This is a genomic window from Vibrio sp. 10N.247.311.13, assembly GCF_041467595.1.
Lineage (GTDB): Bacteria > Pseudomonadota > Gammaproteobacteria > Enterobacterales > Vibrionaceae > Vibrio > Vibrio crassostreae_C.
The window spans coordinates 25,609-44,567 of record NZ_JBFSUX010000039.1 but is presented as its reverse complement, the minus strand read 5'-3'; the positions used below and the strand labels follow the sequence as shown (position 1 = coordinate 44,567).

The following is an 18,959-nucleotide window of genomic DNA, read 5'->3' as shown; positions in this document are numbered from 1 at the left end:
CGCTTGTACGGTGGTGTGAGAGGACGGAGGCCGTGAGGCCTCCTCCTACTCGATTTTCTACTATTCATAACATCTATCCATCACCAGTTGTTAAGCCGTTTTAGATCTATGTAAATCTAAATTGCGAGGGTGCTTAATCGGTTGCATCGAATCATTTTCTAAAAAAATGTTTTAAATCAAGACAGCGTTTCATTTGTATTGTAGATTGACGATCTACGAGAATGTTGTTTGGATATTAGATTGCTTAAACTGGGTACCCGATTAGTCTTAATGTTGTTTTTACTGAGCTTTGGCTTAGTGAATTCTAACGGCTATTCGTTTCCTTCTAAGCCATTTCAAATATACTCGGCTCAAGAGCAATCTTCACAGAATGATCTTTGTAAACAAGCTGATACGGATAATCCGTCGAGCTACTTAGAGTGCGATAAGACTCAGTTTGGCACCGTGCCTTCTGGTGACAGTTCTAACTATCACGACACCGAATCAAGCCTTCAAGCAGCAAACTTCAGACGTATGCTCAGTAACGAGCAAGAAAGCGTGGCCGATCTTGAGCCTGCTTATCATCTACTGATTGACTTCTCTCCCCCCTCAATACTGGCTTCCCTGCTCTTCAACACGCCGTTGTTGGATTCCAAGCTGCACTGGACCAGTATTGTGAGTTCTCCGTCTTCCCGGCTTTCGGGGTGGAAAGAGGGCAACATCCAATACTCGCATTTCCGAGAACTTCTTAGCTAATCGTTTGACCCTAAATTGGTCGTATCGATGGTCGCCTAGTGCCCATTGAACTTGCCAGTTAACCAAGACAAACATAGCGACATCAGCTTTAGCATCACTACCATTCAATCAGCTTGTTCTGGTTGCGATTAGCCATTGCTCGTGTTCGCAAAATATTAGTTCAAAGAAGAGATCTTGACTGTGAAAAAACGCATTCAAAGAAAACAAATAAACCACTACTCAAAGTGGAAATACGTGGTGCTTATCGCCACTATCATCATCATGGTTCTGAGTGCTTTACCTTCTTGGTATGGCGAGAATGCGTCGGTTCAAATTAACAACCGTTCTGAACAGACCATCGATGCTAGCCAAATTACCCAATACCTTGCGAGCGAAGGCATTCAAGCCAAATCGGCATTTCAAAAAGACCAACGTTTAGTCGTAATCTTGGAAGACGCAGAACAACAAGCGAAGGCTAAAGAGGTGCTGAATGAGCGCCTATTGGACAACGCGACGGTTGCGCTAGCGATGGAACCAGCAGCACCTAAATGGCTAACTGACATGGGCTTTGCGCCGATTCAGTTAGGCCTTGATTTACGTGGTGGTGTGCAGTTCTTATTAGAAGTGGATATGGAGCCTGTTTATCACGCGCAAGCTCAAGCGATGGTCGAGGAGGTGACCAGTCAGGTGCGTTATGCCCGCGGTAAAGTGGTGAACAACCAAGTTCAGTTTGATTTCCGTACCGACGCCGATTTCGAAAAAGCCCAGAAGCTGATTCGTCAAGAGTTCCCACAATGGCTACGTAACCGCTCAGACAAGTCGCTAACGTTAACTCAGTCTGAAGAAGAGCAAAGAACGCTACGCAACCTTACGGTTCAACAAAACCTGCAAATCATGCGCAGCCGTATTGAAGAGCTAGGCATCACGGAGGCATCGATTCAACGCCAAGGTGAAAGCCGTATCCGTATCGAGTTGCCGGGTGTACAAGACCCTGCTGCAGCGAAAGACGTGATTGGTGCAACGGCATCATTGGCGTTCTATTCGGTGTACGACAATGCCACTCGCAGTACTCAAACCCTGAAAGATTCAGACGGCAACCGTGTGGTCGTCGACCGCAAGGCTGTGTTGAGTGGCGAACACATTATTGATGCTCGCAGTGGCATTGGTGAGATGGGCAGTGCAGAAGTCAACATTACGCTGGATTCTTCTGGTGGTAAGAAAATGTCTGAGTTCTCACGTCATAACATCGGTAAGCCAATGGCAACGGTGTACAGCGAATATAGCCGCGATAGAGCGGGCAACAGCAAGCAAGACAGTGAAGTGATTAGTGTGGCAAACATCCAATCTCAACTGGGTAGCCGCTTCAGAATCACTGGCGCAGGCAGTTTGGCAGACGCACAAGAGCTTGCGTTACTGTTGCGTGCGGGGTCATTGACTGCGCCTGTGACCATCATTGAAGAACGTACTATTGGCCCATCTTTGGGTGCTGAAAATGTAACCAACGGCTTTGCTGCTTTGGCACTTGGTCTTGGCCTTACGCTAACGTTTATGGCGCTATGGTACCGCCGCTTAGGTTGGGTCGCGAACTGTGCATTGGTGGTTAACATGACCACGTTGTTTGGTTTGATTGCCTTGCTACCGGGTGCGGTGTTAACTCTGCCGGGTATTGCGGGCTTGGTACTGACCGTCGGTATGGCGGTAGACACTAACGTGCTTATCTTCGAGCGTATTCGAGACAAGATGAAAGAAGGGCGCAGCTTTGCTAGCTCTATCGATCGTGGTTTCGATAGCGCATTCTCGTCAATTTTCGATGCTAACGTCACCACCATGATCGTTGCTGTGGCTCTATACACCATTGGTAATGGACCGATTCAGGGCTTCGCTCTGACTCTAGGCTTAGGTCTTCTAACCAGTATGTTCACGGGCATTTTTGCTTCACGAGCGATCATCAATTTGGTTTGGGGGCGTGACCAACGCCACGATGTAAGGATTTAAGCATGAGTACTTCAAAAATGACTATTTCAGACCGCTATTTTTCAAATAGCTATATTTCGGATAAGAATATGACTCGCCTTCGTAAGGTGATGTCTGCGATATCTATTGTGCTGTTCATGAGCTCTGTGATGCTGGTGGCGGTGAAAGGTTTTAACTGGGGCTTGGACTTCACAGGTGGTGTGGTTGCTGAGGTTCAGCTCTCTGATCAAGTCACCAAAGATGCGTTAAAAACAAAACTTGATACGGCCTTCCAACAAGATGTGCAAGTGGTTGGTATGGCAGAACAGGATCGCTGGACAATCCGTTATAGCCAACTGACAGACGCTCCACAGCCAAACTTAGTGGATGCTTTGTCTTCTGTAAGCGACCAAGTCAAAGTGCTCAACAGCAGCGTGGTTGGCCCTCAAGTGGGTCAAGACATGGTTGACCAAGGTGGCTTGGCGGTATTGGTGTGTTTCCTAATGATCATGCTGTACCTGAGTGTTCGTTTTGAATGGCGTTTGGCTCTCGGCGCGCTTGCCGCGATCATCTATGACGTGACGCTCATCTTGGGTCTGTTCGCTTTTACTCAGTTTGAGTTCAACCTGACCGTATTGGCGGCGGTGTTAGCGATTTTGGGTTACTCATTGAATGACTCGATCATCATTGCCGACCGTGTTCGTGAAATGCTGCGCGGCAATCCAAACGGTGATACTGATAACCTGCTTAACGAATCGGTTAAAGCGACCTTCTCACGCACCATGGTGACTTCAGGTACAACGCTAATCACCGTATCAGCGCTTTGGCTGCTTGGTGGCGCGGCACTGCAAGGTTTCGCAATTGCATTGGTTGTCGGTATTGTCAGCGGTACGTGGTCTTCAGTGTCTGTCGGTATCACACTGCCTAAGCTACTTGGTCTACAGCCTTGTCACTACCAAGTGAAAGCGCCAGTAGAAGTTGAGGGCGAGTACCGTTAGGTTATCTATTGGTTAACAGTACGACTTAGTCAGTAACGTCAATAAGCCCTTCGTTTATAACAAAACGAGGGGCTTTATTTTTTATAAGAGTCAAACAGTTACAGAAAAGAGAGCCTATTTCAAAAAACGATGGATTGAGCAGGCAAGCCCTCATGATATGAAGTATGTTTAGATGACGTTCGTAGAAATGAGGCAAGGGAATGGAATATCGACATCAATGTCATGTAGGCGACCATGGTGATGCGCTAAAGCATCCAGTATTGAGTGCACTTGTTCAGTCATTAATGCAGCAACATTCACGCCTCAATGTTATCGACACCCACTCTGGTACAGGGTGTTATGACCTCAACACTGCACCAAGTAATCATGCTGGTGAGTTTGCTGAAGGGGTTGGGTACTTGTGGCGAAACAAGGCTTATCTTCCTCCGGCATTCGCTTCTTTTATGTCGGTGCTGGAATACTACAATCCGAACCAACTTATCTCTCTCTATCCGGGTTCTGCAGCCATCACCTACCAACAAGGCCGCAGCCAAGATAGCTTCTATTTTTCAGACATTCAGCAAGATGAAGCCGACTTATTACAAACCAACATTGAGAAGCTGCAACGCGATCTTGATGTCTCAAGTAAGCTAACTATCACCGCAGGCGACGGGCTCAAAGCGTTACCTGATGACGTTGCTAAACATGACAACCACCATCTGATTGTTATCGACCCACCCTATGAAACCGATTCTGAATATCTCGCGGTGATTGATGCCTTGGTTAAGGCGTATCAGCAGTCTGAGAAGGTATCAGCATTAATTTGGTACCCGCTTTACACGGATGATAAGAGCTCACTGATTTTGAACCACTGCGTGACAGCGGTAAAAGATGGCTTGCTACCAAGTCCGATCAAGTCGGAACTTCGCCTTAGAGAGCCCAAGGGTGATGATCGCCTGATCGGCAGTGGTTTGCTGTTGTTCAATCCACCACAAGGCATTGCGGGAACGGTCGCAGATACGCTCGATTATTTACACAGCCAACTCGCCACTAATGGTGAAGGCTACTGGCAAATGAGAAGCTTATAGATCTGATTTTTATGGGTTTTATGATGGTTTTCTAGACATCACTAACTAAACCACTGTTATCTATGTGGTTTAAATTGACCAAACGCTAACTTTTATCGATTGATTAATTGCAGTGAATCATTTAAAAATAGAATATCAATGCGCACAAGTGCATAATGGCTCATAAGTTAAATAATTAGTCCCAGATTAATATCAGATTGTGGTTTACCCCCTAAACTGCATTAGGCTCGCACTAGTCATGCGAGCCTTTCTTTTGCCTGAAGGAAAATCTAAGGCAGTTCTATCAATTTAAGATTCACTACAACACTGGATAATCGATGTAGCCTTTTTCGTTGCCGCCGAACAGAGTGGCGCCATCAAGATCGGATAGTTCACTGCCGTTTTGTAGGCGTGAAACGAGATCTGGATTCGCAACGAATGGGCGACCAAATGCGACAAGGTCGGCGTAGCCTTTGCTTAACACTTCTTCGGCGCGTTTTGGTGTGTAACTGCCAGCGACGATGATGGTGTTAGAGAACAACTCTCTTAGCTCAATTCGGAAGCTTTCAGGGATAACCGGTGCGTCATCCCAATCGGCTTCTGAAAGGTGCAAATAAGCGATGTCACGAGCTTGCAGTGCCTTTGATGCCTCTAGAATCGTTGGCACGATGTCTGGGCAGTTCATGTCTTTGAAGGTGATGAACGGGGCTAAACGAACGCCCACCTTATCAGCACCAATTGCTTCAATGACTGCATCCACCACTTCGATTAGAAAGCGAAGTCGGTTCTCGCGGCTACCACCGTAGTTGTCGGTGCGCTTGTTCGAATTAGTTCTTAAGAATTGATCGATAAGGTAGCCATTACCACCGTGGATTTCCACGCCATTGAACCCTGCCTCGACCGCTTTTTTTGCTGATTCAGTAAAATCTTGAACCACACGATCTATATCGGCTTGGGTCATTTCTCTTGGTTGAATGCAATCCACCATGTTGCCGTTTCCATTCTCATCAGAGATCCAAACCTGAGTTTCTACCGGAGCCAGTGCTGAAGGTGCAATCGGCAACTCGCCTTTTTGAAAGGTTGGATGAGACACGCGCCCCACATGCCATAGTTGGCAGAATATCGCTGCGCCTTGTTCTTTAGCGGCAGAGGTGACACCTTGCCAGCCTTTCACTTGTTCGCTTGTGTAAACGCCGGGTGTGAATGAGTACCCTTGAGAGTCATCTGAGATTTGTGTCGCTTCAGTGATGATGAGCCCTGCACTGGCACGTTGTTGGTAGTAAGTCGCCATCATTTCATTTGGCACGTTTCCAGGTTGGCTTGTGCGAGCGCGAGTCATGGGCGCCATAACCACACGGTTTTGTAGTTCTAGATCTTTGAGTTCTGCTGTTTCGAATAATTTGCTCATGGTATTTACCTTGTGTCGGTAATGTATTGATTGATTTAGCGTGCGGTGGTCACTATTTCGATTCCGCAGGGCTGAAGATAGAGTCGTTTTGTGGCTTTTCAGCTCGGTTGGCTTTCGCAATAAGCAACAAACCAATCACTGGGACAACAACGGCTGCGAATGGAATCATTCCTGCGCCTAGCTGGCTGTCGAGTACCATGCCGCCTAGGAAGCCACCGAAGGCATTCGCTAGGTTAAACGCTGAGATATTGGCGGTTGCTGCTAACTCTTGGCCTTCGCCACCGTGGTTCATCACTCGAAGTTGCATAGCGGGAACGTTCGCAAATGATGCAATACCAAAGACAAATGCAGCTGCAACGAATAGGATTTTGTTGTCTACCACTAGGCCTACCACAATCAGTGAAGCGATCATCGCGACTGCCCAATACATTGAAGCTTTGCCTAGATTTTTATCTGAAGAGCGACCGCCCAAGGTGTTACCGATAATTAAGCCGACACCCACAATCACTAAGATCCAAGTAACAGACTCTTGACCGTAACCCGTGATGTGCATGGCGATAGGCGCAAGGTAGCCGTAAAGCGTCATGAAGCCAGACCAAGCAAAAGCGGTGATCGCCAAGCTGATGAGAAGCATTGGATTTTTGAATGCCAACAGCTGAGTTTTGATGTCTTTCGCTTCGCTGTGACCTGAAGATTTTATTGACGTTAAGATTGAAATCATGGCGATGGTGCCAAGTGCTGCCACGGTAAAGAAAGTGGTGTGCCAACCGAATTGCAAGCTGACCCAAGTTCCTGCGGGAACCCCAAGAACGTTAGCGAGCGTTAAGCCAGCGAACATCTGACCAACAGCACGACCTGCCATTTTCTCAGACACTAAATTGGTCGCGACAACTGCACCTATGCCATAGAAAGGACCTTGCACTAAACCTGCGATAACGCGGCTTGCAAGTAGAAGTGGGTAGCTAGGAGCTAAGGCTGACAAGATATTGCCGATGATGAACAAAGCCATTAAGCCAATCAGTACCATCTTCTTGTTAAAACGTGCGAGGTAGATGGTTAAGATCGGGCCACCAATAACGATAGCCAATGCGTAAGCACTGATTAGGTAGCCGGCTTGACCTTCGGTGATCGAAAGGGATGTGGCAATTTGTGGAAGGATGCCTGCGATAACAAACTCAGCGGTGCCGATGGCAAAAGCTGCGAGTGTCAGTATCCAAACTTGGAATGGCATCTTTTCTTGTGTCATGGCTTCTGATTTCATGATGAGTTACCTATGTAAATTCTTATTTGTTAGGACGTTGAGATAAACACCCTCACGATTGTTCTTTATGTCTTTGCGGGGTGTTAGCCGAGTAGAGCGCCGCCGTCGATGTCGATGATTGACCCTGTTACGTATGGGTTGTTAATCGCGAATAGGTAACCCATAGCCACCTCTGAAGGCTCGCCAACCTTGCCTGCGGGTAGGTTATTTTTGGCGTTGTCGTACATGCTTGTACGAGCGGAATCGTCCATGTTTTTGTAGGCTTCCGTCATGGTTAAACCCGGGCTAACGGCATTGACTCGAATGGGTGATAGCTCTTTCGCCAGTATTTTAGTCACGCTTTCTAGTGCGGCGTTGATGGCGGTTTTTACGTAAGTACCAGCAACAACTTTGCGTGACAACATGCCAGTTGTGAACGTGATAGACCCGTTTGGTGTCATGTAACGAGCGGCATGTTTGGCTACGTTTAAGCTGCCCCAAAACTTAGTGTCAAAAGCTGTCTTGGCGTCTGCGGTTGCTACGTCTGTTACTTTTCCTGCGGGAGCGGATGAGCCAGCCGTTACGATTAAGTGGTCAAACACGCCAATCGATTCAAAGTATTCACAAATTGATTTTTCATTGCTGATATCAAGTCCTGTATGTCGGCTAGCGATGTGCACTGTGTTGTTTTCGTTTCTCAATTTCATCGCGAGTGCCTTGCCGATACCTGATGTGCCACCAATGATGACGAAAGTGTGTTTCTCTTGTTTAGTCGATTCGTTAGTCATGCTCTGAATTCCTGCGTTGTTCTGTTGATGTTTGTCATTATATTTATTCGACTAAATTTGATAATTGGTTAAAATATAAATTCATTATTCGGTTAATCTGAATAGTGTCGCTGAGTATTCAGATCGAGCATTAAGATCGAGAAGTAAGACGAAGAGACGGAAGCGAGAATCGTATGGATAAGTTTTCAGATATGGCGATGTTCGTGAGCATTGTTAAGCATCATGGGTTAGCTGCGGCTGGGCGCGAACTGGGTTTATCACCTGCGACCATGACAGCAAGGCTTCAAGCGCTGGAAGAGCGATATGGTGTGAAGTTGTTGAATCGAAGTACGCGCCATGTGTCTTTAACCGACTCTGGCGAGCTGTATCACAAGGCGTGTCTGGAGATATTGGATAATGTCAGTGAGGCCGAAAACCTGATCCAAAATGGCGTCAAAGAGGTCAAAGGTCCACTCAAAATCGCCGCGCCGAAAGACATCGGAAAGCAGTACATTCTTCCGATTCTCTCTGAGTTCTGTCAGCAATATCCCGACGTGATCCCTTACCTCTACTTGAACGATAACCTCTCGAACATTGCTGAATCTGGCATGGATATCGTGGTCCGTTATGGTGAATTGGTCGACAGCAGTTTGATATCCAGACGCTTGTCACCAAGCCGACGTGTGCTGTGTGCTTCTCCTGAATATCTTGCCAAGCATGGAACACCGTTAACACCACAAGATTTGGTTGATCACGATTGTTTAGCTATGCTGCGCAGCAATGAAGAGCTCAAGACATGGCACTTCCAAGATCATGATATGAAGAAGTCGATTACTGTTGTTCCAAAGCGATTTTCAGACGATGGCGAAGTGATTCGCTACTGGGCATTAAAAGGCGAGGGCATTGCTCTTAAATCGGTACTGGATGTGCAAGGCGACATCAATAACCAGCGCCTTGTGACGCTGCTTAATGGCTACATGAAGAACTTCAACACCGCGATGTCGGTGTCGAGTGCCGATTTGAATGTGGTGTACATCAGCAAGAAATATCAGCCCAAGCGTATCCGGTTGTTTCTTGATTTCTTGTTTGAGCGGTTTGGCGATTTGGTTGAAAAGTCTAGTTAGATTAGCCGAGAAGCAGCGCATGACAGATCTCTCGAACTCAACACCCGGGTACGGACAGAGAACATTGAACTGGTTATGATACGACCAACATAAGGATGTGATTGGAGAGAAAAATGAAAGTCGTCGGAGATACGGTTATCCAACCTTTTCACAAGGCAACCTGCCATTGCGGTGCGGTTGAACTAGAGTTCAGCTTACCTAACGGGATAGAAAAACCACGTCGCTGCGATTGCTCTATCTGTCGTCGAAAAGGCGCGATTGTTGGTTCTGTTGCGTTGGATGGTATCAAGATCCTCAAAGGTGCCGAGCATCTCAAGTTATATCAATTCAATACCAACACCGCGAAGCACTACTTTTGCTCAAACTGCGGTATCTATACCCACCATCAACGTCGCTCTAGCCCAAATGAATACGGGTTCAATATTGGTTGTTTGGAAGGGGTGAACCCTTTTGATATTGGTGATGTGGTGACCAACGATGGTGTCAATCATCCAGCTGATCGTTAATTTATTGAGCATAAAAAAGGAAGGAATTATGTCTGAATACGGAGCGATCATTCGCTGGAAAAAAGCAGAAGATGAAGTCTTTAGCGACAATCAATACAGTCGAGGTCATACGTGGGAGTTCGATGGTGGTGTCACTGTGCCTGCTTCGTCCTCTCCACATGTTGTGCCACTGCCGTTTTCGGTGGAAGCGAATGTTGATCCAGAAGAAGCGTTTATCGCGGCACTTTCTAGCTGCCATATGCTGACGTTTTTGGGCATTGCCGCAAAGCAGAAGTACGTGATCGACTCCTATGTCGATGATGCGATTGGTGTGCTGGAAGAAGATGAATCTGGCCGCTCATCGGTCACTAAGGTGACTCTGCGCCCTAAAATTGTGTTTTTAGGTACCAAAAAGCCCACCGCCAAGCAGCTCGACAAACTGCACCACTTGGCGCACAAAAACTGCTTTATCGCGAACTCGGTAAAAACGGACATTGTGGTAGAAACTAAAGCGTAAACCACACACGTTAACATCCAAAAACCGCGAGGTTGCTTAGTGCATCACTGGCGGTTTTTTTGTGTATGTGTAATCCTACGTACGGTTTTAATTGAGTGACAGTTAGAAAGTTTTGAGAGATAGGTAGAGAGCTCTTGAATGGTAGGAATAGATTGATTAGCAGAGAGTTATGTTTAGCGTCCCATTGAATAGTTTTGTACATCGTGTGAGTGATAAAAGCCAAGTGATGGTGAATGCTGCGGAATGTGGATGTCAGTTGAAACGAGTTCGTCGTTCGCGTAATTGGCTGTTGGTCGCTCAAGAGTATCAACTCGTTGAATTTAAAACGATGTTAACCCATGAAAAAGACGGTTGGATAGCAATTGCAATCGACAAAGTGCTGCCTAAACCCGTGGTGTGTTTGGCATCTCTGTTGGCCGCTACACCTTCAATGACTGTGGCTCAGCTGGTGATGGAATCTGGATGTTCAATGGCCGAAGCAAGACGTGCTATTGATGAACATGAAGGTCTGTAGGCGTATTCAAATTGTGTGAAAAGAGAATTGCGAGCAGCAAAAAGCCCGTAACGATATTGCGCTGGAAAACGTCATATCGTTACGGGCTTTATCATCTGTGCTGCTGTTAAGCTAAGCCATGCGGCTTATGAAGCATTGACTCGATTAAGAGTTCGCTACTTTTACACGAATCGTGTTTTTGCCAAGCTTTGACAAGTTCAGCTTGTTTAGTGCCGCTTTAGCTTCTTCTTGCTCTGGCATTTCAACAAAAGCAAAGCCTTTTGAGTCGCCAGTTTCTTGGTCTAAAACTAGGCTGCACTCTTTTACTGAGCCAAACTCAGAAAATAGCACACGGATGTCTTGCTCAGATGTAGAGCGCGATAGGTTACGAACTAGAAGTTTCATAATAAACCTTGAATATGAATTTACGCCGAGCATTGTCGCACACTTTCATGCTCACCCTCACAAATAATTGTCTCGCGGCTCTATTTCCTTGTAGCTCTATCTAAGCACTAGCCGCGGTTTATCGTGATGTCTGATACGAAGCCATGCTCTGTGCTGGTCAACGCCTGTTGTAGCATCTGAGCGGCTTCTTGCGCGGTCATAAAGCTCGAGGTATCCATGTCTTTACCGCTTGTATTCCAAAACTCGGTCGCCATTCCTCCAGGGTAAACCGCCACGATTTTCATCGGGTGACCTTTTAGCTCCAACCTCACCGATTCGATAAAGCCTTTCACGGCCCATTTTGCCGCGCAGTAGGTGGACTCTTCCGCTTTAGCACCTTGGGCCGCCGTCGACATCACCACTGCAATGGTGACCGATTGATCTTTGTAGCGCTGCACAAGCTCGCGAATCAAAAAGATCGAAGACTCGATATTGTTCTTCAGCATGTCGCTGATGGTGGTTGGATCTTGCTGTTCTATTTTACCGAAGTAGCCACTGCCAGCACTGTGGATCACCAGTTTAGGCATTTCAGGTAACGCATCCAATAACTCACTCACTGAGTGCGGGTCACAGAGATCACACGCTTGGCTAATGGTATTCGTAGGTAGGCCTTGCGCTACTTCTGCTAAACGTTGTGCGTTGCGACCTGTAATGGCTACACGCTGAGCGTCTGTTGCAGTGTTAGCGTATTGTATCGCGAGCGCTGCGCCTAAACCGCTGCTTGATCCGGTAATTAAAATCATACTGTCTTAAGTTTGTAGAGTTGATTCGAGATAGTAAGGGGCTAGGCTAAGATTTTCTGAGATCTATGGCTAAAGTTGATCGATAGCCTGGTTGATAGGTTAATAGCTTGGGTGATCGGTCGAGCGGTAAGGCTGAGCTAAGAAAGTGGGGGAAAGCCGTTAAGAATCGACGGGTTTAGCAAGAAATAACAGCGTTAAAAAACAACGAACTAACAAGTAAAAGCGCCGGCATAGAGCCAGCGCTTTTGAGTAATCATAAGTGATTATTCGTCGTCGAACTGTTTGATCGTGAACGCGTCTTCGATTCGGTTAAGCTCTTCTTGTTCTTTCACTCGCTTCTCTTCTTGCAGAGTCGCTCTCGTTTCGTTGAAACGTTTTTTCTCTGACTTAGTCAGGAATTTTACAGCTTTTTTGTTGGTCAGTGCGTAAGCAACTACGTCTTCACCTTTTTCTCTGCGGTCGTTTACGCGTTGTGAGAAACGTTCATTGTCGCGAGCTTTACGCTCCGCTGAGGTCAACTTGCTCATGCTTTAAAGCCTTTTCAATTATTCATGGTAGGGAATCTACGCTTAGCGAAACAAATGGGGACTGCTTAGTGTCAGTCTAGTCCATTTGTATGCTGGTGGCGCATCTTAGCACAATGGCTTGAGCATGCAGGTATGCTATTCGAGGGATCAAACAAAACAGCCCACAATTTTCGTTGTGGGCTGTTTTGTTACGTACTGTAGATGTAGTCATCGTTTTAAAACTAAGAATCAGAAACGGCAGTTACATCAAATCTTCTCGATGTATAAGATGACCTCTCCGACTTTAAAGCCAAACTTAGACATCTCAGTCTTGTTGAACAAGCGTTTATCGTCCATTAAGAACATCCAATCATCGAGCACCACTTCATAGGTGCTGCCGTCTACTTCAATCTCTAAGTCATATTTCCAATACAGCGCAGAACCTTGGGTTTCACCATAAGCGGTTCCAACGACATCGTTGGCAGTCCCAGAATAGGTGTTTTCGCCCGTTTTGATTAGATTCCAAACGCGAGTTGAGCGCTCGCCATCAGCAAAAGAGAACCACTCTTTTATTTCTCCGTTGTCACCGTCCCAAGTCGCGATCAGTTTGGCATCAAAGCGGCGCAGTAAGTTACCAGAGCGGTCTAGCACCATGCCGTAGGCCATTAGCTCGCCATTAAAAAAGGTTTCAAGCTTGAGCTCTGGCGTAGTGTCGACATGGTCTTCTAAACTTGCAGAGCCACAGCCCACTAGCCAAGTGAGTGAAAAGAATGCCAGAGCAAATTTTATTATTGTTGTTTTTGGATTCATTTGTTCAAACCTAAAAGTTGTTTACGAAGACCGGGTTCAGAGGTGTTTTCAGACAACCAAATCGCTAGAAAGGCTTCACCAAATTGCTTGTCTTGGATGGTGCCGATCGGTTGTTCATCGAAATAAAAACGACTTACGTTATCTTCAGCGACACGAATCGTGAGTGTGCTTCCTTCTTCCACGTTCGGCCACATCGCGTACAAGGGTTTCAACCAACGTTGAATGTTGCTGTCAGAGTAGCCAAGCTTGTTCCACTGATCTTCGGTAGCGTCTACGAGGTCTTTGCTATCGATAGAGCGGTAATACTCAAGCTTCAAAGCTCGTTCGGAGTTGGTTGGAGTCGCGTAGAATTCTGCCGAGTAGAGAGTCCAAAACAGGTAACTCATTTCACCCTCACCACGTTTGTTCAGATCATCGACAGCAGAGGCTCTAGCGTGTCCGGCAAATAACAGCGCAGCAAAGATTAACGGGAGAGTAATAAAGCTTAGAAGTGTGTTTTTTGCTTGCTGATGAGCGCGAACAATACCTCGCTCAGGTTTGAACGTTTGTGTCGGGTTGCGTGGATAAGCCATAAGTCACCTCGTTATTGCCATTTTAGGTTGTATTAAGTTGGAGTAGGCGGCCACCAGTAAGGGCAACAAAATCCCCCAACTTATTGCAAGGGCAGCAACTACCGATGCATCTGGCCAAGTAGTAAGAAGAGCACCTGCTTTGATGCCTCCCCAATAACTACTAGTACCTGCTACGAACCCTATGACAAACAAGATCACTTTCGAGCATTTTAAAAGCCAATTTAGGCTGTGGTTAAAACTGATTAAGAACATGATCCACAGGCAGACAAGCCACACCGGGAACCACGATTGATTCGCAATTTCAAAGTCGACGGCAAACACGCCGAAGTGGAGTAAGAGGCTATCAAGCAATAGCCCCAATGGTAATAAAATGAGTATCTTCAAATCGCTACTGCGAGTCGGTGATAGAAGGAAGTGAACCACTACAATCAGTGGTGTGACGAACGGGGCTTGCGCGGTAAAGAAAGCACTGCAAACCCAGGTCGCTTGAAACAGTACGAGATTAATAATCCAAAACCGCTTCATCTTTTTCTCCAAAGTAACGAGGTTTTCTTGCGACTACATGGTGAGTGCTGATCACGCGCTCTTTGAATGCGCCTTCACAGTAGCAGAAGTAGAAGGTCCATAAGCGTTTAAACTCTTCTGAATAGCCGAGAGACTCTAGCTCTTCCCAACTATTTTCAAAGGCGATGTTCCAATCATTCAGCGTTCGAGCGTAGTGCAGGCCAATGTCATCAATTTCTTGAACCACAAGGTCGGTGCTGGTCGCAAGGTGTTGGGTCATCACTGAAACAGAAGGTAGGCAACCGCCGGGGAAGATGTACTTCTGAATAAAGTCGACACCTTTGCGGTATTTGTCGTAACGGCTGTCAGCAATAGTAATTGCTTGAATCAGCATCTTGCCTGAGGGCTTAAGTAGCGAGGAACATTTTTCAAAGAAGGTTTGTAGATACTCATGTCCGACCGCCTCTATCATCTCGATCGAAACCAACTTGTCATACTCACCAGTGAGATTGCGATAATCCTCTTTGAGCAGGGTGATTTTGTCGGTTAAACCAAGCGCTTTTACTCTCTGTTCAGCAAGTGCATGTTGGGCATCTGAGATCGTGGTAGTGGTGACGTGGCAACCGTAGTGTTGCGCCATGAAGATGGCTAAGCCGCCCCACCCTGTGCCTATCTCGACCACGCTATCTTTCTCAGACAGTTCTAGTCGCTCACAGATGGTTTTCATTTTGTTTTGTTGAGCCTTCGACAAGGTTTCTGCGTCTTCGCTGTAGATTGCGGAAGAGTACTGCATCGAGCTATCTAAGAAGCGCTCATACAGCTCGTTGCCAATATCGTAGTGGGCGAGAATATTTCGCTTAGAGCCTTGCTCGGTGTTGGCATTCTTACGGCGCAGCAATAGGTTTTTGATGCGAGAAATCCATTGTGTCTTGTCATCAAGCTCATCCAATTGGGCTTGGTTACGAGCCATGATTTGAATCACACGCGTGAGGTTTGGGCTGGTCCATTTACCATCGATATAGGCTTCAGATGCCCCAATGCTGCCATTGATGACCACATCTCTAAAAAAGGTCGCATCATGAATCACGATTCGACCTTTCAAGTCTGCTTCTCGATCACCGAACACCGAATGCTGGTCGCGCTCAATGATCTCGAGCGTCGCGAATTGCAGGCTTTCTAACACCTTGAAGATTAAAGCTCGATATTTACAGTTGCTTGAAACAGCAACGGCTTTAGCTTGTTGTTCAATATTGTTGTTTTGTTTGGCAAGCTGTTCCATGTAAACCTCGCTGATAACTCATTCTAATATTTTGTGCCAACTAAGCTGAGTTCAGCTCCTTGATTGGAGCGAACCCAAGCTAGAAATGATTTCTGTTTTAAGCGCTTAAGATGTTGAGTCTGGATGCGCCACAAACGGTACTTTTTTCAGGAATAATTTGAGAGCCTGATAATAAATTCCCATCACGACTTTGATCGTCATCGCCGGAATCTTGAATACCGTTCGTCTAATGTTTGTCTTGGTTACTGACTGCTTCGTCAGGGCTAGTGTCGCATCGAAAAGCTTGTCGTCTCGGCGGCTTTCGATGTGAACTAACGTGCGTTTCGCTGGTGGCTTAATCTTCCAAAAATAAGTCATGTTCAAATCCATGAACGGCGAAACGTGAAACTCTTTTTTTACCTTCAATTCTTGGTGCATGTCGATGAGATAGTAGTGTCTTTCTCGCCAAGGCGTGTTACTCACCTCAGCCAACATGTACTTACAATCTCCAGTCTCGTCATAACAGAAGAAACAGTTGATTGGGCTGAAGTAGATGCCTAAACAGCGGCACTGAGCCAGCATCGTCACACGGTTTGAATCAGACCAAACCCCACCAAGTTGTTGCACTTTGGAAGCTATACGTTGCTTAAGTGATTTTGGTTCATCCGTGGTGACATTTTCTTTTTTTTCAGCGAGATAATCCGATTCGACAAAGCGAATCGGGTTGTACCAACGAGTTCCGAACAGCGCACTGCGCGCTGTGGTTTGGGGCAGCTCATCAAGATCTAACCCCATCATATACAGCTGATAGCTGAACTCATGAGTGATGTCGCCAAAGCGGCGATGTCTGACGTTACCCCAATAGATACCGCTGAGCTCTTCACTCTTTTCGGATGCGATCCCCATCTCGGGTGTCAGGGTTTGACTGTTCATAGGGGTGAACTCGTACTCAAATCTAAACCGAAGCGTTTGGTCACATCGAGTGCACTGTGGACACCGTCTTCATGGAAGCCGTTATACCAGTAAGCACCGGCAAAGTGCGTCTGGTTTTTGCCACAGATTTGCTCACGCTTGTGTTGAGCTTCGACCGTGTTCGAATTAAGTACCGGGTGATGATAAACAAAGCTGCGAATGATTTTTTCTGGGTCGATGGCTTCGCTTTGATTCAAGGTGACACAGAAGGTGTCTTGGCTTTCGATGCCTTGCAGAATGTTCATGTTGTACGTGACACAGGCAGGTCGTTTACTGTCGCCATCCAACATGTAGTTCCAGCTTGCCCAAGCCAGTTTTCTGTCTGGTAACAAGCGAGTATCGGTGTGCAGAACCACTTCATTGCGGCTGTATGGGATCTCGCCCAGTACCTGTTGCTCTTGTTCTGTTGCATCACCAAGCAAGCGTAAGGCTTGGTCTGAGTGGCAAGCAAAGATTACTTCGTCGAAACCTTGTGCGCTGCCATCTTCAAATTCAATCGTGACGCCTGTTTCTTGGCGAGTCACTTGTTTAATCGATGTATTCAGTGCAACAGTCTTACTTAGGCGTGAAAGGATGATTTCAACATAAGAACGCGATCCCTTTGGTATCACATACCACTGAGGACGGTTCGCGATATCGAGCAATCCATGGTTGTAGAAAAACTGAATGAAGAACTTGAGCTCAAACTCTTCCATCTCTTCCAAGCTTGTCGACCAAATCGCCGCGCCCATCGGTAAGATGTAGTGCTGGCTGAAAAAGTCGGAAAATTGATTATCTCGTAGGAAACTGCCAAGGGTAACGTCTGGTGTGAATTCATTGCTTTCAAACTGAGCCTTACACAGCTTGTTGAACTTGAGAATGTCAGACACTAAAGACCAGAACTGAGGTTTGAAGATGTTGCTCCTCTGCGCGAATAACGAATTAATGCTGTGGCCGTTGTATTCAAACTTGGTCGTCGTGTTGTGGACGCTGAAGCTCATCTCAGTCGGTTGCCTTTCGACATCGAGTTGTTCTAGAAGCTGATTGAAATTCGGGTAGGTTCGATCGTTGAATACGATGAAACCTGTATCTATCGAAAACGCCGAGCCTTGATGTTCAATATCAACGGTCGCGGTGTGCCCCCCAACGTAATCATTCTTTTCGAATACTGTTACGTCGTGGTGCTTATCTAATATATGCGCGCAAGTGAGTCCAGAGATACCTGAACCAATAATGGCGATTTTCTTCATTGTTATACCATCCTTGAAGCGAGTTTTTGCCAAACTGGAGTTGGGAGCATTCTTAGTAGCTTCATCAACATGATGAATCGTCTTGGGAAATCGATTTCACTCTTTCCTTGAGCGATACCATTTACGATTCGCTGAGTTGCGGCCTCACTACTAATAATCATAGGCATAGAGAACGTATTTCGCTCGGTTAATGGCGTTTCAACAAAGCCAGGGTGCACAATTGAGACATGAATGTTGTGCGTTGCCAGATCAACCGAAAGTGTTCTGCCTAAGTAGGTGAGGGCTGCCTTTGAAGCGCCATAAGCCTCGGCTCTTGGCAAAGGTAAAAAGCTGGCGCTGGAGCTGACTAAAACCAAACGGCCGCCGGGCTTGATGTTTTTTAACCAAGCTTTAAGGGCGTAGCCAATTGAAATTAGGTTTATGTTGATGACGCGCTCAAAAAGCTCGGCATCAAAATTCACTGGGTCGTCGATGTACTCACAATCACCCGCATTTAAAATCAGCAGATCGAGCGGCTTGTCTTGGTCGAGTTCTGGGAAGTTGTGGTAATCAGTCAAGTCGAAACAGAGCGGTGAAATTGATGAATGCGCGACGTCTGTCTCGTGCGAGTCAACTAAGGCTTGCAGCTTGTCTGAGTTGCGGCCACAAGCAATCACCTGATGCCCTTGCTGAGCGTAATCTTTAGCTAGGGATTGGCCGATACCAGAGGTCGCGCCTGTGATCATAATACGCATTATCGGCTCGCCCTCTTTTTGATGGATTTGATCGCGCAGCCCAGTACTGGAATGTGTTCGTACAACATAGAACCGACGTCGAGGTAGTCTCTGTGGTAGACCACTTGACCGTCGAACATCTTAAGGTGGCTGTGCCCTTGTACTTCGATTGGCTTTTGCCCATTTAATTGCTTGTGAGCAAACTGCATCGTCCAGTAAACGGAAGCTTCGTCGTTCGCTTCGAAAGTGTGTTCGATATGAAAGTAACAGCTGGTTACTTGGGTGTAGAGGTTCTCGAAGTAGTGCGTAAGCGCCGAAATACCGCTGACATGATGCAGCGGATCTTGGAATTCAATATCAGGGTGATAAACCGTCTTAAGCACGTCGAAATTGTCGGTTCCGAGTTCTCGATACATGTTGAGAAAGTTATCAAGCCATAGAGAGTTATCCATAATATTCACTC

Annotated in this window: 22 protein-coding genes; 8 read left to right on the top strand and 14 right to left on the bottom strand. The window is 46.5% G+C overall.

Annotated elements, in window-relative coordinates; translation table 11 throughout:
- Window positions 1-270: 270 nt before the first annotated feature.
- The 4 genes from AB6E52_RS15630 (at window position 271) to rlmJ (ending at window position 4,732) form a co-directional block, all read left to right on the top strand.
- Window positions 271-735 (top strand): hypothetical protein, encoded by a 465-nt coding sequence (locus AB6E52_RS15630; protein ID WP_102320392.1) that lies wholly within the window; start codon window positions 271-273, stop codon window positions 733-735.
- Between the two features lie 174 nt (window positions 736-909).
- Window positions 910-2,709 carry a protein translocase subunit SecD gene (secD, locus tag AB6E52_RS15625; RefSeq protein ID WP_102320393.1) on the top strand — a complete coding sequence of 600 codons (1,800 nt, stop codon included), beginning with the start codon at window positions 910-912 and terminating at the stop codon, window positions 2,707-2,709.
- A gap of 2 nt (window positions 2,710-2,711) precedes the next feature.
- Window positions 2,712-3,665 carry a protein translocase subunit SecF gene (gene secF / locus AB6E52_RS15620; RefSeq protein WP_102320394.1) on the top strand — a complete coding sequence of 318 codons (954 nt, stop codon included), beginning with the start codon at window positions 2,712-2,714 and terminating at the stop codon, window positions 3,663-3,665.
- A 200-nt stretch (window positions 3,666-3,865) separates the two neighbouring features.
- Window positions 3,866-4,732, top strand: coding sequence for a 23S rRNA (adenine(2030)-N(6))-methyltransferase RlmJ (gene rlmJ / locus AB6E52_RS15615; RefSeq protein ID WP_102320395.1), 867 nt, complete (start codon window positions 3,866-3,868; stop codon window positions 4,730-4,732).
- Window positions 4,733-5,030: 298 nt separating this feature from the next.
- On the opposite strand, the gene AB6E52_RS15610 is transcribed toward rlmJ, so the two are convergent.
- From AB6E52_RS15610 to AB6E52_RS15600, 3 genes are all read right to left on the bottom strand, one after another.
- Complete coding sequence (locus AB6E52_RS15610) at window positions 5,031-6,119, bottom strand: alkene reductase (RefSeq protein WP_102320396.1); 1,089 nt, start codon at window positions 6,117-6,119, stop codon at window positions 5,031-5,033.
- A 52-nt stretch (window positions 6,120-6,171) separates the two neighbouring features.
- The gene (locus AB6E52_RS15605) at window positions 6,172-7,380 is read right to left on the bottom strand and encodes an MFS transporter (protein WP_102320397.1); all 1,209 of its coding nucleotides are present in this window, start codon (window positions 7,378-7,380) and stop codon (window positions 6,172-6,174) included.
- Between the two features lie 83 nt (window positions 7,381-7,463).
- Window positions 7,464-8,147, bottom strand: a complete 684-nt coding sequence (locus AB6E52_RS15600) for an SDR family oxidoreductase (protein WP_102320398.1) — start codon at window positions 8,145-8,147, stop codon at window positions 7,464-7,466.
- 173 nt (window positions 8,148-8,320) lie between these two features.
- On the opposite strand from AB6E52_RS15600, the gene AB6E52_RS15595 reads away from it, so the two are divergent.
- The 4 genes from AB6E52_RS15595 (at window position 8,321) to AB6E52_RS15580 (ending at window position 10,766) form a co-directional block, all read left to right on the top strand.
- On the top strand, window positions 8,321-9,250 hold the full coding sequence (locus AB6E52_RS15595; protein ID WP_102320399.1) for a LysR family transcriptional regulator: 930 nt from the start codon (window positions 8,321-8,323) through the stop codon (window positions 9,248-9,250).
- A gap of 113 nt (window positions 9,251-9,363) precedes the next feature.
- Window positions 9,364-9,756, top strand: a complete 393-nt coding sequence (locus AB6E52_RS15590; RefSeq protein WP_102320400.1) for a GFA family protein — start codon at window positions 9,364-9,366, stop codon at window positions 9,754-9,756.
- 28 nt (window positions 9,757-9,784) lie between these two features.
- The gene (locus AB6E52_RS15585; RefSeq protein ID WP_017065091.1) at window positions 9,785-10,252 is read left to right on the top strand and encodes an OsmC family protein; all 468 of its coding nucleotides are present in this window, start codon (window positions 9,785-9,787) and stop codon (window positions 10,250-10,252) included.
- 169 nt (window positions 10,253-10,421) lie between these two features.
- Window positions 10,422-10,766 carry a ribosome recycling factor family protein gene (locus AB6E52_RS15580; RefSeq protein ID WP_017061272.1) on the top strand — a complete coding sequence of 115 codons (345 nt, stop codon included), beginning with the start codon at window positions 10,422-10,424 and terminating at the stop codon, window positions 10,764-10,766.
- Window positions 10,767-10,910: 144 nt separating this feature from the next.
- On the opposite strand, the gene AB6E52_RS15575 is transcribed toward AB6E52_RS15580, so the two are convergent.
- The 11 genes from AB6E52_RS15575 to AB6E52_RS15525 all read right to left on the bottom strand — a co-directional run bounded on the left by AB6E52_RS15575 (window position 10,911) and on the right by AB6E52_RS15525 (window position 18,948).
- Window positions 10,911-11,150: an RNA-binding protein gene (locus AB6E52_RS15575; RefSeq protein WP_017061273.1), complete on the bottom strand. Its 240-nt coding sequence runs from the start codon at window positions 11,148-11,150 to the stop codon at window positions 10,911-10,913.
- Window positions 11,151-11,257: 107 nt separating this feature from the next.
- Window positions 11,258-11,932, bottom strand: a complete 675-nt coding sequence (locus AB6E52_RS15570; protein ID WP_102320401.1) for an SDR family NAD(P)-dependent oxidoreductase — start codon at window positions 11,930-11,932, stop codon at window positions 11,258-11,260.
- A 263-nt stretch (window positions 11,933-12,195) separates the two neighbouring features.
- Window positions 12,196-12,459 (bottom strand): hypothetical protein, encoded by a 264-nt coding sequence (locus AB6E52_RS15565; protein WP_017061275.1) that lies wholly within the window; start codon window positions 12,457-12,459, stop codon window positions 12,196-12,198.
- A 246-nt stretch (window positions 12,460-12,705) separates the two neighbouring features.
- On the bottom strand, window positions 12,706-13,248 hold the full coding sequence (locus AB6E52_RS15560) for a DUF3833 domain-containing protein (RefSeq protein ID WP_017061276.1): 543 nt from the start codon (window positions 13,246-13,248) through the stop codon (window positions 12,706-12,708).
- Window positions 13,245-13,820 (bottom strand): chalcone isomerase family protein, encoded by a 576-nt coding sequence (locus AB6E52_RS15555; protein ID WP_017061277.1) that lies wholly within the window; start codon window positions 13,818-13,820, stop codon window positions 13,245-13,247. Before AB6E52_RS15555 ends, AB6E52_RS15560 begins: the two co-directional genes overlap by 4 nt.
- Window positions 13,821-13,823: 3 nt before the next feature.
- Window positions 13,824-14,345 (bottom strand): DUF2878 domain-containing protein, encoded by a 522-nt coding sequence (locus AB6E52_RS15550; RefSeq protein ID WP_102320402.1) that lies wholly within the window; start codon window positions 14,343-14,345, stop codon window positions 13,824-13,826.
- Window positions 14,323-15,603 carry a cyclopropane-fatty-acyl-phospholipid synthase family protein gene (locus AB6E52_RS15545; protein ID WP_017061279.1) on the bottom strand — a complete coding sequence of 427 codons (1,281 nt, stop codon included), beginning with the start codon at window positions 15,601-15,603 and terminating at the stop codon, window positions 14,323-14,325. Before AB6E52_RS15545 ends, AB6E52_RS15550 begins: the two co-directional genes overlap by 23 nt.
- Window positions 15,604-15,708: 105 nt before the next feature.
- Window positions 15,709-16,515: a DUF1365 domain-containing protein gene (locus AB6E52_RS15540; RefSeq protein WP_017061280.1), complete on the bottom strand. Its 807-nt coding sequence runs from the start codon at window positions 16,513-16,515 to the stop codon at window positions 15,709-15,711.
- Window positions 16,512-17,783 carry an NAD(P)/FAD-dependent oxidoreductase gene (locus AB6E52_RS15535; RefSeq protein WP_102320403.1) on the bottom strand — a complete coding sequence of 424 codons (1,272 nt, stop codon included), beginning with the start codon at window positions 17,781-17,783 and terminating at the stop codon, window positions 16,512-16,514. Before AB6E52_RS15535 ends, AB6E52_RS15540 begins: the two co-directional genes overlap by 4 nt.
- A 2-nt stretch (window positions 17,784-17,785) precedes the next feature.
- Complete coding sequence (locus tag AB6E52_RS15530) at window positions 17,786-18,517, bottom strand: SDR family NAD(P)-dependent oxidoreductase (RefSeq protein ID WP_017061282.1); 732 nt, start codon at window positions 18,515-18,517, stop codon at window positions 17,786-17,788.
- Window positions 18,517-18,948, bottom strand: a complete 432-nt coding sequence (locus AB6E52_RS15525) for a nuclear transport factor 2 family protein (RefSeq protein WP_102320404.1) — start codon at window positions 18,946-18,948, stop codon at window positions 18,517-18,519. Before AB6E52_RS15525 ends, AB6E52_RS15530 begins: the two co-directional genes overlap by 1 nt.
- Between the last annotated feature and the right edge of the window lie 11 nt (window positions 18,949-18,959).